We start from the raw sequence: 19,801 nt of genomic DNA, 5'->3' as shown, positions 1-19,801 counted from the left end.
TCCTTCGGAATTTTCTCGCGTTCGTTTTTGTTTACTAAATTAGTTGCTGAAACACCCAACTAACCATACACAAGACCGTTGTGTTTCATTATGACAAACCGCTAACCAATGATAAAATTCTTTAGAAAAATTCGCCAAAACTTGCTTATGGAAAATAAAACTGGAAAGTATCTTAAATACGCTATTGGTGAAATTACACTTGTCGTTATTGGGATTTTGATTGCACTTCAAATTAATAATTGGAATATTAATAGACTTGAAAGAAAGACAGAGAAAAAAATCTTACTCGACTTAAACGTAGAGTTTAAAGAAAACCTCAAAGATGCCCAACGCGTCTATAACGGCAACCTAGAAATTGTTAGTGCGGTTAATAAAATTCAAGAAAACTTGGACAATAACAAATTAACCTCAAAATCTCTTGACAGTTTAATATATTTTGTTTTTGATTGGTTTGATTACACATCTAGGCCGGGAGCTTCAGACAATCTGATTAATTCTGGTAATCTGAATCTTGTACAAAATCATGAATTAAGAAAATTGCTGACATTATGGTCCGGCGTGGAAGATGAGTTAGATGATGATGAGCAACTTGCAATACAATATTCTCAAAATATCATAATTCCTTTTCTAGCGCTCAATTACCCTTTAAGTAAACTCGAACCGTTTGATTATACTTTAGAGTTTTATAATCGTACAGATATTAATTTTAAAGTTTATGATAATGCAATTGAGTACGATATGACAACTTTATTACAAAACCCAGTATTTCAAAGTCATATTTCGGCGAAAAAAATATATGCCCGTCATAATGTTGCGGAAGCTTTTACCATTGTGGAAACCTGCCAATCCATTTTAGATTTAATTGCCGTTGAATTAAACAAAAATTAATATGAAAACCACTAAAATATTGTATTCTCGATTATTTTTTAAAATTGTGTTTTTTGCGGCACTCTTACTATTTAATTATAGTTGTAAGAACAAAGCATCTAATACTAAATCAGAAGTCATTACAGATATATCATCTCAAGATGGTATTTCAAAAAAACGAGATTTAAAAGTAGTAGGACTGAGCGGTAGTGGTTATGATTTGGGCTTAAAACATGGAAGAGTTCTCAGTAAAGAAATATCAGAGATAGTTGAACATTGGAAACAAAATACTTCTAAAGCCTTAGGCCGTGATGCAAATGATGTTTTGAAAGAATTTATGAGCTATGCAAATTTTGAGCCAGCAATAAAGAAATGGACCCCAGAATTGTATGAAGAAATAAAAGGTATTGCGGATGGCTCAAATCAAAAATTTGAAGAGATATTAGTTTTAAATCTGTTAGATGAATTCTGGGTTTACATTGACGCTCTCGAGAATCATCATTGCAGCGATGTGGGTATTGCAGCTAAAAATGGAAATCCAGCAATGGTTGCACAAAACATGGACATAGAAGACTATACAGATGGATATCAAATTTTAATGAGGATAGAAGGTTCAAAAAACATGCCTCAACAGTTCATTCTTTCACATCCAGGACTCATTACTCTTAATGGTATGAATAGCTCAGGTGTTGGTGTCGTTGTAAATACCATAATGCAGCTTAAAGCATCAAATGAAGGTGTGCCAGTAGCTTTTGTAGTTAGAAAACTTGTTGGTATGACTGATAAGGATGCTATTTTAGATTTTATAAAAAATGTACCTCATGCTTCTGGACAAAATTATATTATTAGCGTGAATGACGAAGTTTATGATTTTGAAGCCTCTGCAGGTGAAGTCGTTAGATTTATTCCTAAAAATCAAAATGGAGCAGTGTACCATACCAATCATCCAGAGGTTAATACTAATGTAAAATCATGGGATGAGCAATTTAATCCTTCTAGACCTTTTAGTGAATTGCCTGTCAATTCTAACTCGTACATTCGATTCAAATCTTTAGAAACAGGTATGACGTCAAATACTGAGATTAACGTTCAGTCAATTATGGATATATTGAGGTCTAAAGACGACCCTAATAATCCTGTTTGCAGAACATGGAACGCATCTGGTGGATTTACATTTGCATCAACAATAATGGTGTTCGGTGATAATCCACATCTTTTAATCACAGCTGGTCCACCAGATGAGTCTGAATATAAAAAATTTGAATTTGAATAAGCGATGATTAAATTCTTTAGAAAAATACGTTACGACCTTATGGAGAAAAACAAAACTGGAAAGTATTTTAAATATGCTATTGGTGAGATTGTACTTGTAGTTATTGGAATTTTAATTGCATTGCAAATAAATAATTGGAATGAACAACGCAAACAAAATAGCCAAGAACGATACATCTTAAATCAATTAAAGGTTGAATTTGAAGCTGATAGCATCAAGATAAATACGCTTGAGAAATTAACTACAGGGAAAATGAATGAATCCAAATATTTATTGCAATTGATTACAGAATACAATAAGGATTCGATTAGATTTATACCATTAAAGCCTATATTTTTTATTGGTAAAGCAATTCCGTTTTATGATTACTCACCTACTTACAATGAACTTGTCAATTCTGGAAAACTAAATGTTATAAGTAATGATAGCATCAAAATAGCAATAAATGATTTTATAAACCATAATGCACAGATGGAATCAACTTTATATGTAGATATGCATGCAAAAAAATCAAGTTACATGAATCATGTCTACAGGTACTTTAATGGAGAAATAAATGGCTTATTATGGCAAGCTAAAATGAGTGATTTGTCAGAACTTTTAGCATTGGGAGCTGATTATAATGGATTCATGGAAGACCCAAACACAATATATGAACTTAATAAAGTATTAGCCTCTGATAGTGAATTATCATTTATTTATAATAGAAATGTTAAAAACAAACTCTATTTAGTTTTGGATTTACTTAACAGAGAAATTCAAAAATAACGAAAGCACAACAATGGCTATAAGTAATTGCTTGTTCTCGCCTACTTTGGAAATTCCTGCGGAATTTCCAACTTGGTGTGTACTTGCTAAATTAAGTGCTAACCCACGCAACTACTCATAGCCGAGACCGTTGGCATTCATTATGACGAAACTCTAAATCAATGATAAAATTCTTTCGTAAAATACGTTACGACCTTATGAAAAATAATAAAAGTGGAAAGTACTTGAAATATGCTTTTGGCGAAATTATCCTTGTGGTAATTGGAATTTTAATCGCATTACAGATTAATAATTGGAATGATAATCGAATAGCAAATAATAATGAACTGAAACTTATAGCATCGCTGAATGAGGAATTGATTTCTATACGTGATGAGCTAAAAATCGATTTCGAGAGTAATAATAAAAATTTAAAACAAGTAGAAGAATATCTTGATGAAATCGAGAAAAACAACGAACAAAAAATTAAAATAGTTTCTTTTTTAGATATATACAGCCAATCTTCAGTCTCGCATCCAATTATAACAAATGTTTTGAGTGCAAATAGCTCTTCAAGTATTAGTGATGATAAATTATTAAAGGAATTAAGAAAGTTACAACTGTCTTATAATAAAATTAAGGAATCTGAATTATATCTTGACCAACTTTGGAATTCTAAAATAAGTGATTTTCTATCGAGAAATAATTACGCTAAATCATTAGTTAATTATACAAGAACCCAGAATTCCGATGGCCAAAACTTAATTGAATTATACGATAATTCTGAATATAAAAATATAATTGCTTTAAAATGGTTAATGCAGAGCGATTGGGTTAGAAATCAAAGAATCGCATTAACGGAAACGGAAAAAGTGATAGTTATGACTGAAAAAAAATAACGAAATGCCAACACCGTGTATAATTAATTGCTTTGGCAAGTGCTTACTTGGAAAATTCCTTCGGAATTTTCTCTGGCAAGTATTTGTTTACTAAATTAGTTGCTAACCACGCAACTAATCATACACAATCACGTTGGCAATAATTACTAACTGCACTTTCCTAAAGTAAATTGACTAAAAATTAAACACTTACAGTGTCAACTCATCTACCTTAAGTTGAACTTAAAAAGCTTTTAATTTTTAGATATAAACAAAATATATAGTTAGTAAATTGTCAAGAGTTCTTTCATATTACCTTGATTAAAAAAAAATCATTTTTTATTTTAATTAAAATAATTATTTTTAACTAAATTATTAACCAACATAAACTTTAAATTATGAAAAAATTATTAGTATTATTTGCTTTTGCACTTTTTGGATATACTGCAACAGCACAGGGAGTTTTTAAAATTGGAGCCACCGCAGGCGTTGCTGTATCTGATGCAGGTGATGTTGCAGATTGGGCTTTAGGAGTTGATGCCTACTATATGATTGAAAAAGTAGATGCTGTTATCAATTTTGGTCCTACAATAGGATTTAGAAATTTCTTTATGTCTGTTGACGGTGTTGATGATGCTCAATTCTTGCCAATTGCAGGTGCTGCTCGTTTAAAATTATTTGGAATTTTATCCGGAGGTGTTGACGTTGGTTATGCGTTAGGAATTTCAGATTATTTAGATGGAGGTTTTTATTACAGACCTACGGTAGGTATTGACATTGCAGATGCCATAGAATTGAATGCTTCTTTTGAAAGTATATCAGATGCTGCGACTTGGGGAAACCTTAATGTAGGAATCTTATTTGAATTCTAATTAATATTCAAAGCATGAAAAGGAGAAGCAAAATTGCTTCTCCTTTTTTATTTTTAATATCATTTTACGTCAAAAAATATCTCAACAAAGATTGGAATTCGTTAAGGCTAAAATTTCTAATTAGAATGAATATCGAATATCTCACCTAAATGTTTTACCGAATCAAATAGGATTATGCTAGATGGCGATCTAGACCAATAAAAAACATAACTATCTATGACTGTAACTTTTTTAACCAAGACCAAAACCTCATGTTTTTTATTAATTCTGTTTTTTTCTATTAATAGTTTTGCACAAAACAATGCAACGATTGTTAACGACTCAATATATAAAGAGATTCCGAAAGCAATTCCTGTAGTTAAGATTATAGAAGAAATTGAAATAGCTACAGAAGAAATTAAGGAAGCAAGAAGAAAGACTCAACCTAAATCTTTTATTGTAGATATTGATTCTATCTATCCTTCTTACAAAACATTTATCTTAAATAAGCGACAACAAGCACTAGAATTTATCTCGTCAGAGCCTAACAAACAAAAGGTTAATAATTTACTTAATGAGTGGAAACGTTATCATGATTATTTAAAATCATGGGAAACCACAATTAACAATCAACTAGAAAAAAACAGTATCATACTGAAAGATATTACTTTTAATGAAAAGACATGGGAATTAACACTTTTAGACTCTGTATATCTAAAAACCCCTATAGAAATCAAAACTAATATTAGTTCAGTTCTTGAAGAATTCAAGGTCATAAAAACTATAATTATATCACAAAACAACGAAAACTTAGTCCTTGAATCAAAGATTAATTATTTGATTTTTACAGCCACTGATATTATAGAGAAAATAGAAGATTTAAAAAACACTAATGTTTACAATATCCTTCACAAGCGACATAGTGCATTATGGAATACATCTTTTAAAAAGACTAAATCATCTGATGTTACTATTAATGAAAATGCATATTTTGGAAATATCTCTTTAGAGTTTTTAAAGACTTTCGAAAAGCTGTTTTATTTATTTGGATTTCTTGTACTTGCCTTAATTTATTTCATTACATATTTAAAAAAAGGATTTGTTTTATACCAGAAAGCAGAGAGCAATTTAAAAAAAGATACCAAATCTATAATTTATAAACAACCTTGGCTTGTTATAGTTTTCATTAGTTTGATTGTTTCTAAAGTATTGTTTCTAAATTTACCTGATTTAATTAATGATCTTCTTACACTTCTTTTATTAATTTTTACTATCCCAATTGTCAATCCTACGATATCTACAAAATTTAAAAAACTTGTTTACATAGTAATTTTATTTTTCATCTTAGATAGTGCAAAAACATATATTTGGTTTGAATCTTATCAATATCGAATATATCTCCTCATTGAAGCCTTTTTAGTTATTATAAGCCTCTATTATTTTACACACCCATATAGACAACTCAAAGCACTTGTAAAAACAAAGCTTTCACAGTTTCTGATTAAACTAACACCTATTTTTTATCTTCTAATAATAATTTCGATTATATCGAATATTATAGGTTATACAAATCTTACTGATATCACTTTGAAAATATGTACTCAAGGCATTGTTTTAAGCATTATTTTTTATGGGATTTTAATAGTTATTGAAACTATTTCTGATGCGATTTTACATCGGCATTATAATGCAAAAGAATCCTATGATTCTAGTATGAAACTCAATGTTGAAACAAAGTTAACTAAGTATATAAGACTTACCTTATTTGTGATTTGGTTACTTCTATTTTTACAGGTTTTAGACCAATTGAAATCAATACTTAATTTCTTTGGTGATATCCTAAGTGAGCCTTACAACATTGGTAGTATTACATTTACTATAGGTTCTATAGCAGGATTTTTATTGATTTTAATTTCCTCTTTCCTCATTACAAAATTAATTTCTTTCGCCTTAGATGAAGGAGAAAACACTTTGAAATTTCTTCATTTACCAAAAGGAATACCTAGAGCAATTTCTGTTGTATTACGTTATTTAATTTTGGCTTTTGGTGTTGTCTTTGCCTTATCGTCATTAGGTTTAGATTTGAGTGAATTTAACCTTATGGCTGGTGCTTTAGGCCTAGGTATTGGTTTTGGGTTACAAAACGTAATTTCTAATTTTGTGTCTGGACTTATTTTGATTTTTGAACGTCCAATTTTACCAGGAGATACGGTGGAAGTAAACAACCTTATGGGAACTGTAAATAAGATTGGAGTTCGTTCATCTAAAGTGAGCACATTTGATGGTGCAGATGTTGTAGTGCCTAATAACAACCTTGTTTCTAATGACTTAATAAACTGGACGCTATCGAGTAGTTTAAAACGAACAGAAATCTTGATTGGCACATCTTATGACTCAAACCCAAATCAGGTATTAGAAATATTACTTGAATGTGCAAACAATTATCCGGATTTAGTAAAAGACCCTGAGCCAAAAGCTTTATTTAGTGATTTTGGAGATAACTCACTCAATTTTAGACTGCGCTTTTGGACACATTTTTCACTGAGTTTACAAGCCAAAAGTGATATCTCAATAGCAATATATAACAAGTTTAAAGAACATAATATTGAAATACCATTTCCGCAACAAGATGTATATATTAAGGATTTTCCTAAACCTGAAACAGATAACGATAAATAAAATTACAAACAGAAAAAATGAAAAATAATTTTTATAGATTTTCTCTAATGCTGTTGGTTCTATTTTCAGCAATCGCATGTAAAAACCAAACAAAAAAGACTGAAAAAGTTAAAACACTAGAAACTACCGAGGCGTTAAATGTATTAGGTAACTACGTTTCTGAAGACTATGCGAAAAGAAGCGAAGGCTATGATTGGGTGTCTGTTGCAATTACAAAAGCAGATAATAATCAATTGAATATTTCAGTCCGCTCACGAGCAGATAAAAAAAGACCAACTTGTTTATTTGACACGAAAGCTTTTAAAAAAAATGAGAACTCGTATGAATCCACATATGAGGGTAAAATAATTAAATTCGAGTTTTCCGAAGAAAATATCACTATTTCTACTGTAAACTCAGACGATTCAAACATGTTGTATTTCTTTTGCAATGGTGGAGCCTCCATAGCAGGAACTTATAAAAGAATCAACGAAGAATTAGATCAACAACAAATTGATTTAACTAAATTCAGTATAGTATTAAATCTACAAGGCGTTGGCTTCAATATTTCATCAATAGAAAAAGATGGAAAGAATACGATGTCAATTTTTACTTTTGGTTTAGAAGAAAGCGAATACAACGAAATATTCGAAATTGAGGGTGAGCAGGTTATAGATGCAGAAGTGGAAGACCTTAATTCAGATGGTTCACCAGAACTTTTTGTTTACACACAAACAATCGGAAGTGGAAGTTATGGAAATGTTTATGCGTTTTCAGTAAACAATAAAAAATCTATGAGCCAAGTTTATTTTCAACAAACAGCGGAAAACGACAAAATAAATAAAGGATATATGGGACACGATGAATTTTCGATTGTAGAGAATTCTTTAGCTCAACGCTTTCCAATTTATAAAGAAAAAGATACCAATGCAAACCCTACAGGAGGAACTAGACAAGTTACTTATAAATTAATTGATGGAGAGGCTTCTAGAAAATTAGTAGTTAATAAAGTTTCCGAATATTAAAACTATTGCCAACACCGTGTATAATTTATTGCTAGCACTCGCCTACTTACGAAAATCCTCGCGGATTTTCTATTCGGTTTGTATTTGCTAAATTAGTTGCTGAAACACGCAACGAAATCATACACAAACACGTTGTTATGCCTAATTAAATATATTATGAGTTACATTTTAATCTTTTTGCGTCTTATCGAGACAACCTATCCTCATAACCCCGTATTATGAATAAATTGAAATTAGTTAGTTTACTCTTCCTCTTGGTTTTTATGAATAGCTATAACGCTTTATCTCAAGTGAAAAAGAGTAGTGTAGAAAACACCATTGAATACTTTAATAAAAGAACTGAAGCTATCGATTTAGCCAAAAGCGAAAACTGGCAAGCGTTGATTCCTATTTTGGAAAGCCTTACCCAACAATATCAAAATGATGGGGATTTATTCTATCTATTGGGGCTTTCTTATTATCAAACAGAACAATACCAATCCGCTGTTACAGCATTAAAGAGAACCTTAGATTGTGGTGGAACTGTTTTAAGTGGCATCCCTACAGGTTCATCCCCATCCAATGACATTATGGTGAAAATTGCAAAAGCATATGCTCAAGCTGGTGATAAAGAAAATGCTATGTTATGGTTACGAAAAGGGGTTGCTTCACGCTATGATGAAAAACCGTTTGTGAAGGGAGACTCGGCATTTCGAGTCTTTAATGAGGATAGTGATTTCCAAATGCTATATGGTAACAATGGCCAAGAAAATGTAACACGAAACGAAGCATGGGCTATTGATATAGACTATTTTGAAAAGCGTATCATAGAGTTGCATTACAGCCCATATCATGCCATATCCAAAACTGATTTTGCCCAATCATTTATTGATTTAAGAGCACGCATTGCATCCTTATCAGATGAACAAATTGTTGTGGAACTCATGAAAATTTTAGGAGGCATGGGTAATGGCCATAATTTAATTATCCCCACATCTCCCAAAATGGGTGCTTTAAAAAAGCTCCCTGTACAATTTTACCAGTTTAATGAGGGGCTATTTATTGTTGATGCAGAAGATGACTTGAAACAATGGATTGGCTGTAAAGTGGAAATGATTGAAAATACGCCAATTGAAGAAGCACTTCAAAAAACGAATGTTGTAAATGCCAGGGATAACGATATGCAAACACTTTGGTTAGGTCCATATTACTTGGGATTACCGGATGTATTAGAAGGTTTAGGAATTATAAAAAACACGAAACAAGTAGTAATTACTTTAAGTGATGCAAAAGGGAAGTTTAATAAATTAATACTGAATCCTGTTGCGTGGAATTTTTCTGAATTCCCGGAAATACCAAAACTGAAAATTGAACCACAGCCTTTATTCTTATCTAAAAGAAAAGATCCATATTGGTTTAAATTATTGTCAAAATATAGCGCTATATATATTCAGTTCAATGCTGTCACACAGAAAAAAGAGCAGTCTTTAGAAGCTTTCAATGTCGAATTACGCAATCAAATTATACAAAATAAAACCCAAAATTTAATTTTAGATTTAAGACATAATCACGGAGGAGACGGTTCCTTATTACCTCCAATGTTTAAAACCTTCAGCAATTTTGAAGCTATGAACCCTAAAGGGAAAATTTTTGTTATAATGGGACGAGGAACATTTTCTGCAGGACAAAATTTATTAACAGGCATCACTATATATTCAAATCCAATTCTAGTAGGCGAACCTAGTGGTTCAAAGCCCAACCATATTGGTGATGCAGGATGGTTTCAATTACCATATTCAGGATTAATGGGACTGATTTCCACACAATTTCATCAAGATTCAAAATCAGAAGACAATCGTAAATGGATTGCTCCACATATCCCTGTTAATTTATCATCAACCGATTATTTTGCAGGGAATGATAAGGCATTGAATATTATTATGGAAGTAATAAAAACTTCTAAAAGTGGAAATAAAAACTAGGCATAACAATGTATATAAGCCATTAAAACGGGTTATATACAGACCGTTAATAAATCACTAATGCGAAAAAAAGCCTGGTTTTTCTTCGCGATTTTTTTTGAGTTTTAACATACCATAATCGAAAACAATCAAAAAAACTCTTTCAAAAAATTATTGAAAAACAAATTGCAACCAGTCGATGTAATAAAATATAAAATTCACCTATTTTCCCTCTCAACTTTCATTGGTTTTGAACTTTGATACATACTAAACAATGTAACACCAAGTCCAATAGAAAGCAATATGATTGTTAAAATTCTATTGGAACTCTTCAATTCTTTATTGTATGATTTTAGTGATTCCATCTCTACTGGAATATCTTGTCTAATATCTAACTCATAACAATTTATAATTTCATCTGTCATAGTGTATTTATTTGTTCAGCTTAATTATTTTGAATGTATTTGAGCCTATTGGTGAATACGCATAATCATAAATGCATATCCATTTTATTCCATCTCTGATAATGGTGTGTGTATTGCAGCCGAAATTCAATCCAGCTCCTTCTAAATAATCCCGTGTTTTAATGATTTCTTCATAAGTACCTAGGGTTAACTTTAAAACTTGCCGGCTTCTGTCCAATATTCTATCAAATTGCGCTTTGGCCTTTCTCTTCTCATAAGCCTTTAAATTATTATACCTAATCTGGTTTTCAGAATTTGCAAAAATTTGATTACTTCTTTTTTTTATAAAAACCTCTCCAGTTAATGGATCGATTGATGTGCTTTCATCTTTATGTTTCATTATAAATGCTGTGTTTTAATTATCATAATTTATATTTAATTACTATTGATTTACATTGACTTAGATGAATCCAAAATATTGTAAATAAAGCTAATGACCAATCACGTTATTTTAAATTAATTTGGATTCCGTTTATCACAAATTAGCCTTTTTCAAGTCTTACTCAAATAGTCATTGGCTTCTTGATCTATGACTGAAGGCTTGCCGTCTTTAAGCCAATTCATAATATCCTTTCTAGAAAATGTTAGTGGTGTCCTTTTTGATATTACTGGCATTTCAAAGCGACATACTTTCGAATAGATAGTTGATTTCTTATAGTTAGTAAGTGCCTTTACTTCATCTATAAAAATGATATCGCTATTGAAGCTGCTGCGAGCTGAATCTGTTTGACAGCTTGCGATAATTTTTTTTGCTTCATCGGAAAAAGCTTGCTTGCTTAAGTCTATATACTCACCTACTGTTAGAGAATAAAGTGGTTGTGATAAATCTTTCATTTTGTTTTGCTTTTATGAAAACCGTGCATACTAATGCATTTGAATTTTCAATTAATATGGCAAACATAATTGATGAAAGTAGTCTCTTTCAAGTGCCTAAATCAGAAAGGGGCTTAAAAGGGAGTGATTTTTTTACTATTAGGATTTATCTTTAGTGTATACTAAACTGGGAAGGTTTATCCTTTTTGATTTAGGAATATCATATGATTGTTTAGTAAGTATCTTATGAACATTTTCTGCATTAAAATCAGTAACCCTTTTTTGTTTTAAATATGTAAAGTATTTACAAATCCAATCTTCGGTATTTTTTAATGTTCCAATTATTTTTTGATGCATATGGAGCTGTCTGAAAATCATTACAAACTGATTAGCATTACTTTTGAAGCAGATTTTATTTTGAATTTCATGTTCAGTTAGTAATTGATTTAATTCGCTGTGATTTTTTGAATCAAAATACGCCTCCAACACTTTAAATAAAATCGATTTATCATATTTCATTTTCAAAATCAATTTATCATCAAAATTATTTTCTATTAAATCTTTAACAGTATCAATGACCTCGTTTTCTATAAGTTGAGTTTGATATTTATCCATATTGACTTCCAAGAAATCAATAAATTGATTCTTATCATTATTAAAACTAGTCTCTAATTGAAAATTCAAGAAATTTCTTATTTCAGAAAGTCTAAACTCGTATTGTCTTAACTTTAAGACAAACCAAAAGTCAAAATCTGGAAAAGATTTGTCCATTATAATGGGTTCATCATAATCAAAACAATCTCCCTCTTTGAAAAAAAAGTTCAAATTAAACCTCCCTACAACATTATTTGAAACAGCTTCATGGCGTTTTTTATAGTCGCTATAATATTTGTCCTTAGAATCATAATCATTTAATCCAAAAACAGGTTCGCTTTGATTAAATATAACCGCTTCAATCTTTTCGAGAATCATTAGTCCTAAAACTTCAGAAGTTTTGCCTAATAAATTACAGGTACGTTCATATTCCCTAATATTAGCTATGTCGATCTTATAATACGTATAATTAATTTTCATTATTTATAAATTGATATCAGGAATCGCATTTGCTGCATCTACCTTTTTCTGATTAATAATTTGAGCATAAACCTGAGTTGTTTTTAGCTCTTTATGCCCTAGTAATTTGGATACGGTGTAAATGTCAGTCCCAAATGTAAGTTGTAAAGTTGCATATGTGTGTCTTGCACAGTGAAACTTAATCGTTTTACTAATTCCAGCTTTCATTACCCATTGCTGCAATTTTAAATTGCTCCAAGCACTATATCTTAAGCCCTTGAATACGCGCTCTTCATCTTCTCCTCTATCGGCTAATAATTTAAAAGCTTGCTCAGGAATTGGATGTGTTTGATAACCATTGGTTTTCTTCTGCTTAAATCGAATATAATGACCTTGTTCCTCAGAAAACTGAACTTCTTTCCAAACCAGTTTGTGAATATCAGACCATCTTAAACCGGTTAATGAACTAAAAAGGAACGCTTGTTTTAATATTGGGATTTCGCATTCAGTTTTTGAAACCTTCTTTAGTTCATCAAGTGTTAGAAATTCCTTTTCTGTTTCTCCTTGTTTAAATCCTTTGACTTCAACCGCAGGATTATAAGTTATAATTCCTTCTCTGACTGCCTCTCTTAAACATGCTTTGACCTTATTGAAATAGGAATAGCACGAGTTTTGCGACAGTGGCTTATTACTTTTTGTTCTAGCCGTATGCTTTAAATAATACTTAAAATCTTCCAACCATTTGACATTAACATTTTTAAAAAGAACAACATCACCATTGTATTTAATAAGATGTTTTAGAACACTGTCCCAATTACCATAGTTACCAGAGGATTCATTATATTTTTTGTCAGTTTGCTCAGAAAAGTATGTAATAAAATTTTTATCCAAATTATCCTTAATCAAATGAGAAAAGCCATGTTCCTCGTGTTGAATTTCTAAAAACTTTTTAGACTTAATATTTTCAGCTAATAATAAGGTCTTTTTATTATGTGATTTCTCTTTAGCAGTTTTTGGAGAAGAGTAGATATAAAGATCAAGTGTCTCTCTTATTCGTTTTCGGCTTGCTTTCGGAAAATAATAATCCAAAATTAAACTTTGCATTCCGTCTTTTCTTTTTCTTTTTCTAATTGTTATTGTCATTTCGAAATTTTTTGTCACGTTTTGTCACGCGAGTTAAAAAAGGTACAAATATGTGACAAAAATAAGTAAAAAAAGACAAACTTTACAAAAGTAAATAATAAATATTTATTTTATTTACTTGTATTACAGTATGTTATATTGATATAGTTTGATGTATTTTGTGGTAGTTACTTTCCAATACAGAAGTTTGCAAAAATATTACCCAACAGGTCGTCATTAGTAATCTCGCCTGTGATTTCTCCAAAATGGTATAAGGCTTGACGAATATCTATAGCTAATAAATCTCCTGATAATCCAGTTTCTAATCCGTATTTAACTTTCTGGATTTCTTCTAATGCTTTCAATAAGGCATCATAATGTCGTGAGTTGGTCACTATGGTTTCATTATTCCTCAGTGCTCCAGTGTTTATTAATTCAAGAAGTGAATTGGTCAATTGTTCTACTCCAAAGCCTGTTTTGGCAGACAACAACTTTATTTCTGGGATTTCAGATTGAATTTTTGAAATTAAGATATCATCTACCTTATCAATCTTATTAGCAATTACAAGAAGTGGTTTTTGCGGATATTTATTCTTAATTTTCTCCAATTCGACTTTTAAGACCGAACTCTGCTCTTTAAAATCATGAGCATCAAATAAATATATGACGACCTGAGCTTGATCTATTTTCTCAAAGGTTTTTTTAATTCCTATGGTCTCAACAACATCATCGGTGTCTCTGATTCCTGCCGTATCAATAAATCGAAACCCTATACCTCCTATTGCAATTTCATCTTCTATAGTATCTCTTGTTGTACCGGCTATTTCAGAAACTATTGCACGCTCTTCATTTAAGAGCGCATTAAGCAGGGTTGATTTACCTACATTAGGTTCTCCAACTATGGCAACTGGAATACCATTTTTAATAACATTCCCTACCGCAAATGAATCTATCAATCGTTTTAACACGTATGTAATTCGCTCTATTAACTCCTTGAACTGAGAACGATCTGCAAATTCCACATCTTCTTCAGCAAAATCAAGTTCAAGCTCTATCAAACTAGCAAAATTGAGTAACTCTTCTCTTAGTTTTGCGATTTCAGAAGAAAAACCGCCACGCATTTGCTGCATGGCCACTTGATGGGATGCTTCATTATCACTAGCAATTAAATCAGCAACTGCTTCTGCTTGTGATAAATCCAATTTTCCATTCAAAAATGCTCTCAGTGTGAATTCTCCAGCAGTCGCCATACGGCAACCTTTCTGGAGAAATAATTGCATAATTTCTTGCTGAATATAAAGACTACCATGACAAGAGATTTCAACAACATTTTCGCCTGTATAAGAATTTGGGTTTTTAAATATGGAAACTAAAACTTCATCATAGATACGTTTCTTCTCAACAATATGTCCAAGATGTATGGTATGTGTTGCTTGATTTTTGAGTGACTTCTGAGGTGTTACTGATTTAAAACAAGTATCAACCATGGTTATCGCATCCTCCCCTGATAATCGAATAACAGCTATGGCACCACTGCCCGAAGCAGTAGCCAATGCAACTATTGTATCTTGATGTGTCATGAGTCGTTGTTTTTTTACAAAAGTATTGGAATTTTAGCTTTCTGGGAGAATTATAGCTGTTCTTTATAATTTTATTAATATTCGGTATTGATTTTCTACGTTTGAACTTGTTATATTTGTACTACTAATTAATAATATATCGCAATGTTTTTTGCCAGATAACCTTCAGTCCAGAACTGATAATTTGGTTTTGACATGATTGATAAAAAAAATAACAGATGAGAAAAATAGTTTTAGTTTTATTTGTGGGCTTCATGCTCTATGCGTGTAAATCTGAAGACCAACAAAGAGAAGGATACTTAGTCACCGGATCTGCTCCAGGCGTTTATAACGGAATAAGAGTATATCTTCAAGCACCAGGTGAACGGGGTAAGAAAATCAATATGGACACAGCTATTGTTATGAATGAAACCTTCAAATTCGAAGGTAAGGTTGACAGTCCTAAAATGTGGTTTATTACAGCAAATGGTGTTAATGGTAGTATGCCACTAATTCTTGAAAATGCATCTATTAATATCTCTTTTGATAAAGACAATATTGATAATACTGTAATTACTGGTACCAAGTCTAACGACATCCTTCGCGCCTATTTTAATGACCTAAGAGAACTTGCTAATAAACGTGCTAAATCTATGGGACAGTATAGAACAACTCAAGATGATGCGATAAGAGCTCAGGTGTCAGAGAACATAGTGAGCATCAATGTTCAACAGTCGAAATTACCATTTGAATATATGCAAAACAATAAGGATAATGTATTTGCATTGATATTAATTAATGACTTATTAGGTAACAAAGAATCTGATCTCAACCAATTAACAGAATCACTTAATAATTTAGATACCTCTTTAAAATCGTCATCATTCGGTCAAGAAGTCCGAGGAAGAATTGATAGTCTGAAAAGACAAAGAGCCGCTTTAAGCGCTACTGAAATTGGCAATAATGCGCCTGAGTTCTCCGCTCCAACTCCAGACGGATCAACATTAGCATTAAAAGATGTCTTAGGAAAAGTGACTATTATTGATTTTTGGGCTGCTTGGTGTGGACCTTGCAGACGTGAAAATCCGAATGTTGTGAAAGTATATGAAAAGTATCATGATAAAGGTCTCGAGATTATTGGTGTATCACTGGATGGAACGAGTCGTCAAAAAGATCCTAAATCGGCATGGTTAAAAGCTATCGAACAAGATAATTTAACCTGGAATCATGTGTCAAACCTGAACTATTTTAATGATCCAGTGGCACGTGCCTACAACATCAATTCAATTCCTGCGACTTTCATTTTAGATGAAAACGGGGTGATCATAGCAAAAAACTTAAGAGGTGCTCAGCTAGAAGCCAAAATAGCAGAATTACTAAATTAATAGTATACAGACCATATAAAAAGCCTTCAATTTTTTTGAGATTGAAGGCTTTTTAGTTTGTTAATCTGCATCTGAAATTTTAGATTTTTCCTAGTTTATGCATGACTAATAACACAACAATTGGTACCGCTAATAATCCAACCATTTGCAATTGCGTCTCAAACAATGATGGCTTGAGTATCAATGTTAAGATATAACCTCCAACTGCTCCACCAAAATGTGCGTCATGACCAATATTCCCAACTCGCTTTTTCATACCATAAATGGAATAAATTAAATAACCTATCCCGAATACATAACCCGGAATAATGATATTTATCCGCATATGAGGATCGAGTAAAATCGCCGAGTAAATAATCCCCATTACAGCTCCACTCGCCCCTACTGCACTATATTGATACTCGTTTTTATGAAAATATAAGGATAATAAACTTCCAAGGAGCAAACTTCCTACATAAACTAACAAAAAATTAAATTCGCCTAAATGCCAAATGACACGATCCGCAAAAAAGAACAAAGTGATCATATTAAATAACAAATGTGAGGTGTCTGCATGAAGAAAACCAGAACTAAATATTCTAAATTGTTCCCCGCGTCTTACGCTACCTACATTGAATTTATAACGCTCAAAAAAACCATAATCTCCAAAACCTTTATACGAGATCAAAGCGTTTGCTGCGATGATGATGATTGTGAATAAACTTATATTGCCCATAAATCTTAATTATACATATATTTGCGACTGCAAATCTAACATATATTAATGCAACTTCTAATTTACATTATCGCTTATCCGTTTTTATGGTTAATCTCCATATTACCGTTTAGATTATTGTATGCCTTTTCAGATGTCATCTATTTATTTATATATCGCATATTTGGTTATCGAAAAAAAACGGTGCAATACAACTTAAGGCTAGTGTTTCCGGACAAAGATAATGCAGAAATCAATCGCATTACCCGGCGATTTTATCACCATTTTTGTGATATGATGGTTGAAGCTATCAAATCTTTATCTATTTCCGAAGCAGAAATGAAAGAACGCTTTAAGTTTAGCAACGTAGAGTTAATTCAGAACCTAGAAAATCAAAATCGAAGTATCGTATTAATGTGTGCTCATTATGGCAGTTGGGAGTGGATATTTATTTTACAAACGTATGTGAAATCTCGAGGTAATGCTGTTTATAAACGTATTGAGAATAAATATTTTGATAGATTAGTGAAGCGTATTAGAGCAAAATACAACACCTATCTGATTACCACTAAAGAGACGATTCCTGTATTGGTAAAATTAAAAAAACAAGGAATTACTTCGGTCAACGGATTTGTATCCGATCAAACTCCAAAACCTTGGAAAGCCTTTCATTGGAAAGAATTCATGAATATTAGAGTCCCAGTGCATACTGGTGCAGAAATGTTAGCGAAAAAGTTGGATATGTCTGTCGTGTTTTTTAGAGTAAAGCGCATAAAACGTGGTTTCTATGAGACTACTTTTGAAACCATAGCTGAATATCCTAAAGAGGTTCCCAATTACGAAATCACAGATAAATTCTTAACCTTAGTTGAACAGCAAATCTATGAAGCTCCTGAATATTACTTATGGACCCATAAACGCTGGAAACACAAAGACAAGTCCCCTGAAGATTATCAATAGTTACAATTTAAACCACGCATTGACCATGTCATCAGTGGAGTCTGGTCTGGAAAGCAAGGACTTATGAATGAACTCATTCGTTTTTCCTTGGTATTCATAGTCTTTTGCCCACTCCCTATGATGCTGTGCTAAAGATTTGATTGCTTCACACACATAAACCATTTCGTCATTAGTTGTTGTTGGATGTATTGACATACGAATCCAACCCGGTTTTCTTACCAAGTCTCCAATAGAAATTTCATTAGTGAGTTCATGACTAGTTTGTTGGTCCACATGCAGTAAAAAATGCCCATAGGTACCTGCACAACTACAACCTCCTCGTGTTTGAATCCCAAAACGATCATTCAATAATTTTACACCTAAATTATAATGCAAGTCGTCAATATAAAAAGAAATCACACCCAGTCGATCCTGATGTTGTCCTGCCAAAATTTTAATAGTCTCAATTGACGATAATTCATTGAATACAATTTGTGTCAATTCATGCTCGCGTTTGAGGATATTATCCACTCCCATTTGTTCTTTCAGCTTGATCGTTAGGGCCGCCTTTATAGTTTGTAAAAACCCTGGCGTTCCGCCATCTTCTCGATCCTCGATATTGTCTATATATTTATGTTCTCCCCATGGATTGGTCCAACTTACTGTTCCGCCACCTGGACAATCAGGAATCATATTTTTATACAATCTCTTGTTGAAAATTAATACACCAGACGTTCCTGGTCCACCTAAGAATTTATGTGGCGAAAAGAAAATGGCGTCCAAATACTGAAGTTCATTTTCTGGATGCATATTAATATCAACATAAGGTGCTGAACAAGCAAAATCAACGAAACACACTCCGCCGTGTTTATGCATAAGCTCTGCAATATCATGATGCGGCGTTTGAATGCCAGTAACATTAGAACCTCCAATAACTGAGGCTATTTTTAAGGTACAGTCTTTATATTCTTCTAACAGTAATTCTAGATTTTTTAAACTAAATAAACCGTTCTCATCTGGCGGTATAACCTCTACTCTAGCGATGGTCTCCAACCAAGACGTTTGATTAGAATGATGTTCCATATGCGTAATAAATACTACTGGACGTATTTCATCTGGCACATCAATATATTTTCTTAGGTTCTCAGGAACTTTAAGTCCTAGAATTCTTTGAAATTTATTGACGACACCTGTCATCCCATTACCTGAAACGATTAAAACATCATCTTCATCACAGTTGACATGAGCCTTGATGATATGTTTGGCTTCGTGATAAGCTTTGGTCATCGCCGTACCTGATACTGTAGTTTCGGTATGTGTATTAGCAACGAAAGGTCCAAACTCATTACAAAGTTTTTCCTCTATAGGCCTATATAATCTGCCTGAAGCGGTCCAATCGGTGTAAATAATTTTTCGGGTTCCAAATGGCGACTCAAACTCCTGATCTATTCCAATAATATGCTGTCTGAACTGATTAAAATACAATTCAAGATCTGATGGTGAGGTCTTATTAACTTCCGTAGAAATCATATA

17 protein-coding genes are annotated in these 19,801 nt (G+C 32.1%); 10 read left to right on the top strand and 7 right to left on the bottom strand.

All coding sequences use genetic code 11. The features are described from left to right. The first annotated feature begins 147 nt into the window (after nucleotides 1–147). The 8 genes from BLT57_RS08355 (at nucleotide 148) to BLT57_RS08320 (ending at nucleotide 10,260) form a co-directional block, all read left to right on the top strand. A complete protein-coding gene (locus BLT57_RS08355; protein ID WP_052107551.1) occupies nucleotides 148–888 on the top strand; it encodes a DUF6090 family protein in 741 nt (246 codons plus the stop codon). Nucleotide 889: 1 nt separating this feature from the next. Continuing rightward, nucleotides 890–2,140, top strand: a complete 1,251-nt coding sequence (locus BLT57_RS08350) for a C45 family peptidase (protein ID WP_036786700.1) — start codon at nucleotides 890–892, stop codon at nucleotides 2,138–2,140. Between the two features lie 39 nt (nucleotides 2,141–2,179). Further along, a complete protein-coding gene (locus tag BLT57_RS08345; RefSeq protein WP_052107552.1) occupies nucleotides 2,180–2,908 on the top strand; it encodes a DUF6090 family protein in 729 nt (242 codons plus the stop codon). 197 nt (nucleotides 2,909–3,105) lie between these two features. Next, complete coding sequence (locus BLT57_RS08340) at nucleotides 3,106–3,786, top strand: hypothetical protein (protein WP_091424796.1); 681 nt, start codon at nucleotides 3,106–3,108, stop codon at nucleotides 3,784–3,786. Nucleotides 3,787–4,163: 377 nt separating this feature from the next. After that, nucleotides 4,164–4,637, top strand: a complete 474-nt coding sequence (locus tag BLT57_RS08335; protein ID WP_197675468.1) for a hypothetical protein — start codon at nucleotides 4,164–4,166, stop codon at nucleotides 4,635–4,637. 216 nt (nucleotides 4,638–4,853) lie between these two features. Beyond that, nucleotides 4,854–7,295, top strand: coding sequence for a mechanosensitive ion channel family protein (locus tag BLT57_RS08330; protein ID WP_091424793.1), 2,442 nt, complete (start codon nucleotides 4,854–4,856; stop codon nucleotides 7,293–7,295). 17 nt (nucleotides 7,296–7,312) lie between these two features. Then, on the top strand, nucleotides 7,313–8,299 hold the full coding sequence (locus BLT57_RS08325) for a PliI family lysozyme inhibitor of I-type lysozyme (RefSeq protein ID WP_091424791.1): 987 nt from the start codon (nucleotides 7,313–7,315) through the stop codon (nucleotides 8,297–8,299). Nucleotides 8,300–8,517: 218 nt separating this feature from the next. Beyond that, nucleotides 8,518–10,260 carry a hypothetical protein gene (locus tag BLT57_RS08320; RefSeq protein WP_157717150.1) on the top strand — a complete coding sequence of 581 codons (1,743 nt, stop codon included), beginning with the start codon at nucleotides 8,518–8,520 and terminating at the stop codon, nucleotides 10,258–10,260. 411 nt (nucleotides 10,261–10,671) lie between these two features. Here the strand turns inward: BLT57_RS08320 and BLT57_RS08310 are convergent, their stop codons facing one another. From BLT57_RS08310 to mnmE, 5 genes are all read right to left on the bottom strand, one after another. Beyond that, nucleotides 10,672–11,043: a hypothetical protein gene (locus tag BLT57_RS08310; protein ID WP_091424784.1), complete on the bottom strand. Its 372-nt coding sequence runs from the start codon at nucleotides 11,041–11,043 to the stop codon at nucleotides 10,672–10,674. Nucleotides 11,044–11,195: 152 nt separating this feature from the next. Continuing rightward, on the bottom strand, nucleotides 11,196–11,537 hold the full coding sequence (locus BLT57_RS08305) for an AlpA family transcriptional regulator (protein ID WP_091424782.1): 342 nt from the start codon (nucleotides 11,535–11,537) through the stop codon (nucleotides 11,196–11,198). A gap of 138 nt (nucleotides 11,538–11,675) precedes the next feature. After that, nucleotides 11,676–12,590, bottom strand: a complete 915-nt coding sequence (locus BLT57_RS08300) for a hypothetical protein (RefSeq protein WP_091424780.1) — start codon at nucleotides 12,588–12,590, stop codon at nucleotides 11,676–11,678. Nucleotides 12,591–12,593: 3 nt separating this feature from the next. Further along, nucleotides 12,594–13,712: a site-specific integrase gene (locus tag BLT57_RS08295; protein ID WP_091426715.1), complete on the bottom strand. Its 1,119-nt coding sequence runs from the start codon at nucleotides 13,710–13,712 to the stop codon at nucleotides 12,594–12,596. 167 nt (nucleotides 13,713–13,879) lie between these two features. Further along, nucleotides 13,880–15,271 carry a tRNA uridine-5-carboxymethylaminomethyl(34) synthesis GTPase MnmE gene (gene mnmE / locus BLT57_RS08290; RefSeq protein ID WP_091424777.1) on the bottom strand — a complete coding sequence of 464 codons (1,392 nt, stop codon included), beginning with the start codon at nucleotides 15,269–15,271 and terminating at the stop codon, nucleotides 13,880–13,882. Between the two features lie 218 nt (nucleotides 15,272–15,489). Here mnmE and BLT57_RS08285 point away from each other — a divergent pair, with 218 nt between their 5' ends. Next, a complete protein-coding gene (locus tag BLT57_RS08285; RefSeq protein ID WP_231928661.1) occupies nucleotides 15,490–16,635 on the top strand; it encodes a TlpA disulfide reductase family protein in 1,146 nt (381 codons plus the stop codon). A gap of 79 nt (nucleotides 16,636–16,714) precedes the next feature. Here the strand turns inward: BLT57_RS08285 and BLT57_RS08280 are convergent, their stop codons facing one another. Next, the gene (locus BLT57_RS08280; RefSeq protein ID WP_091424774.1) at nucleotides 16,715–17,350 is read right to left on the bottom strand and encodes a rhomboid family intramembrane serine protease; all 636 of its coding nucleotides are present in this window, start codon (nucleotides 17,348–17,350) and stop codon (nucleotides 16,715–16,717) included. A 48-nt stretch (nucleotides 17,351–17,398) separates the two neighbouring features. On the opposite strand from BLT57_RS08280, the gene BLT57_RS08275 reads away from it, so the two are divergent. Next, complete coding sequence (locus BLT57_RS08275) at nucleotides 17,399–18,289, top strand: lysophospholipid acyltransferase family protein (protein WP_091424771.1); 891 nt, start codon at nucleotides 17,399–17,401, stop codon at nucleotides 18,287–18,289. Here BLT57_RS08275 and BLT57_RS08270 read toward each other — a convergent pair whose 3' ends face one another. Next, entirely contained in the window at nucleotides 18,290–19,798 is a 1,509-nt protein-coding gene (locus tag BLT57_RS08270; RefSeq protein ID WP_091424768.1) for an aminotransferase class V-fold PLP-dependent enzyme, read from the bottom strand. Nucleotides 19,799–19,801 lie beyond the last annotated feature (3 nt).

The organism is Formosa sp. Hel1_31_208 (assembly GCF_900104785.1).
Taxonomy (GTDB): Bacteria; Bacteroidota; Bacteroidia; order Flavobacteriales; family Flavobacteriaceae; genus Psychroserpens.
The sequence above is the reverse complement of the archived record's forward strand: the minus strand, read 5'-3'. Positions and strand labels throughout refer to the sequence as shown.

What these genes read in the sequence shown, in the direction of transcription:
- BLT57_RS08280 (WP_091424774.1), bottom strand. Translation starts at nt 17,350, where the DNA reads ATGGGCAATATAAGTTTATTCACAATCATCATCATCGCAGCAAACGCT.
- BLT57_RS08300 (WP_091424780.1), bottom strand. Translation starts at nt 12,590, where the DNA reads ATGAAAATTAATTATACGTATTATAAGATCGACATAGCTAATATTAGG.
- BLT57_RS08285 (WP_231928661.1), top strand. Translation starts at nt 15,490, where the DNA reads ATGAGAAAAATAGTTTTAGTTTTATTTGTGGGCTTCATGCTCTATGCG.
- BLT57_RS08330 (WP_091424793.1), top strand. Translation starts at nt 4,854, where the DNA reads ATGACTGTAACTTTTTTAACCAAGACCAAAACCTCATGTTTTTTATTA.
- BLT57_RS08335 (WP_197675468.1), top strand. Translation starts at nt 4,164, where the DNA reads ATGAAAAAATTATTAGTATTATTTGCTTTTGCACTTTTTGGATATACT.
- BLT57_RS08295 (WP_091426715.1), bottom strand. Translation starts at nt 13,712, where the DNA reads ATGACAATAACAATTAGAAAAAGAAAAAGAAAAGACGGAATGCAAAGT.
- BLT57_RS08270 (WP_091424768.1), bottom strand. Translation starts at nt 19,798, where the DNA reads ATGATTTCTACGGAAGTTAATAAGACCTCACCATCAGATCTTGAATTG.
- BLT57_RS08325 (WP_091424791.1), top strand. Translation starts at nt 7,313, where the DNA reads ATGAAAAATAATTTTTATAGATTTTCTCTAATGCTGTTGGTTCTATTT.
- mnmE (WP_091424777.1), bottom strand. Translation starts at nt 15,271, where the DNA reads ATGACACATCAAGATACAATAGTTGCATTGGCTACTGCTTCGGGCAGT.
- BLT57_RS08350 (WP_036786700.1), top strand. Translation starts at nt 890, where the DNA reads ATGAAAACCACTAAAATATTGTATTCTCGATTATTTTTTAAAATTGTG.
- BLT57_RS08305 (WP_091424782.1), bottom strand. Translation starts at nt 11,537, where the DNA reads ATGAAAGATTTATCACAACCACTTTATTCTCTAACAGTAGGTGAGTAT.
- BLT57_RS08310 (WP_091424784.1), bottom strand. Translation starts at nt 11,043, where the DNA reads ATGAAACATAAAGATGAAAGCACATCAATCGATCCATTAACTGGAGAG.
- BLT57_RS08320 (WP_157717150.1), top strand. Translation starts at nt 8,518, where the DNA reads ATGAATAAATTGAAATTAGTTAGTTTACTCTTCCTCTTGGTTTTTATG.
- BLT57_RS08340 (WP_091424796.1), top strand. Translation starts at nt 3,106, where the DNA reads ATGAAAAATAATAAAAGTGGAAAGTACTTGAAATATGCTTTTGGCGAA.
- BLT57_RS08345 (WP_052107552.1), top strand. Translation starts at nt 2,180, where the DNA reads ATGGAGAAAAACAAAACTGGAAAGTATTTTAAATATGCTATTGGTGAG.
- BLT57_RS08275 (WP_091424771.1), top strand. Translation starts at nt 17,399, where the DNA reads ATGCAACTTCTAATTTACATTATCGCTTATCCGTTTTTATGGTTAATC.
- BLT57_RS08355 (WP_052107551.1), top strand. Translation starts at nt 148, where the DNA reads ATGGAAAATAAAACTGGAAAGTATCTTAAATACGCTATTGGTGAAATT.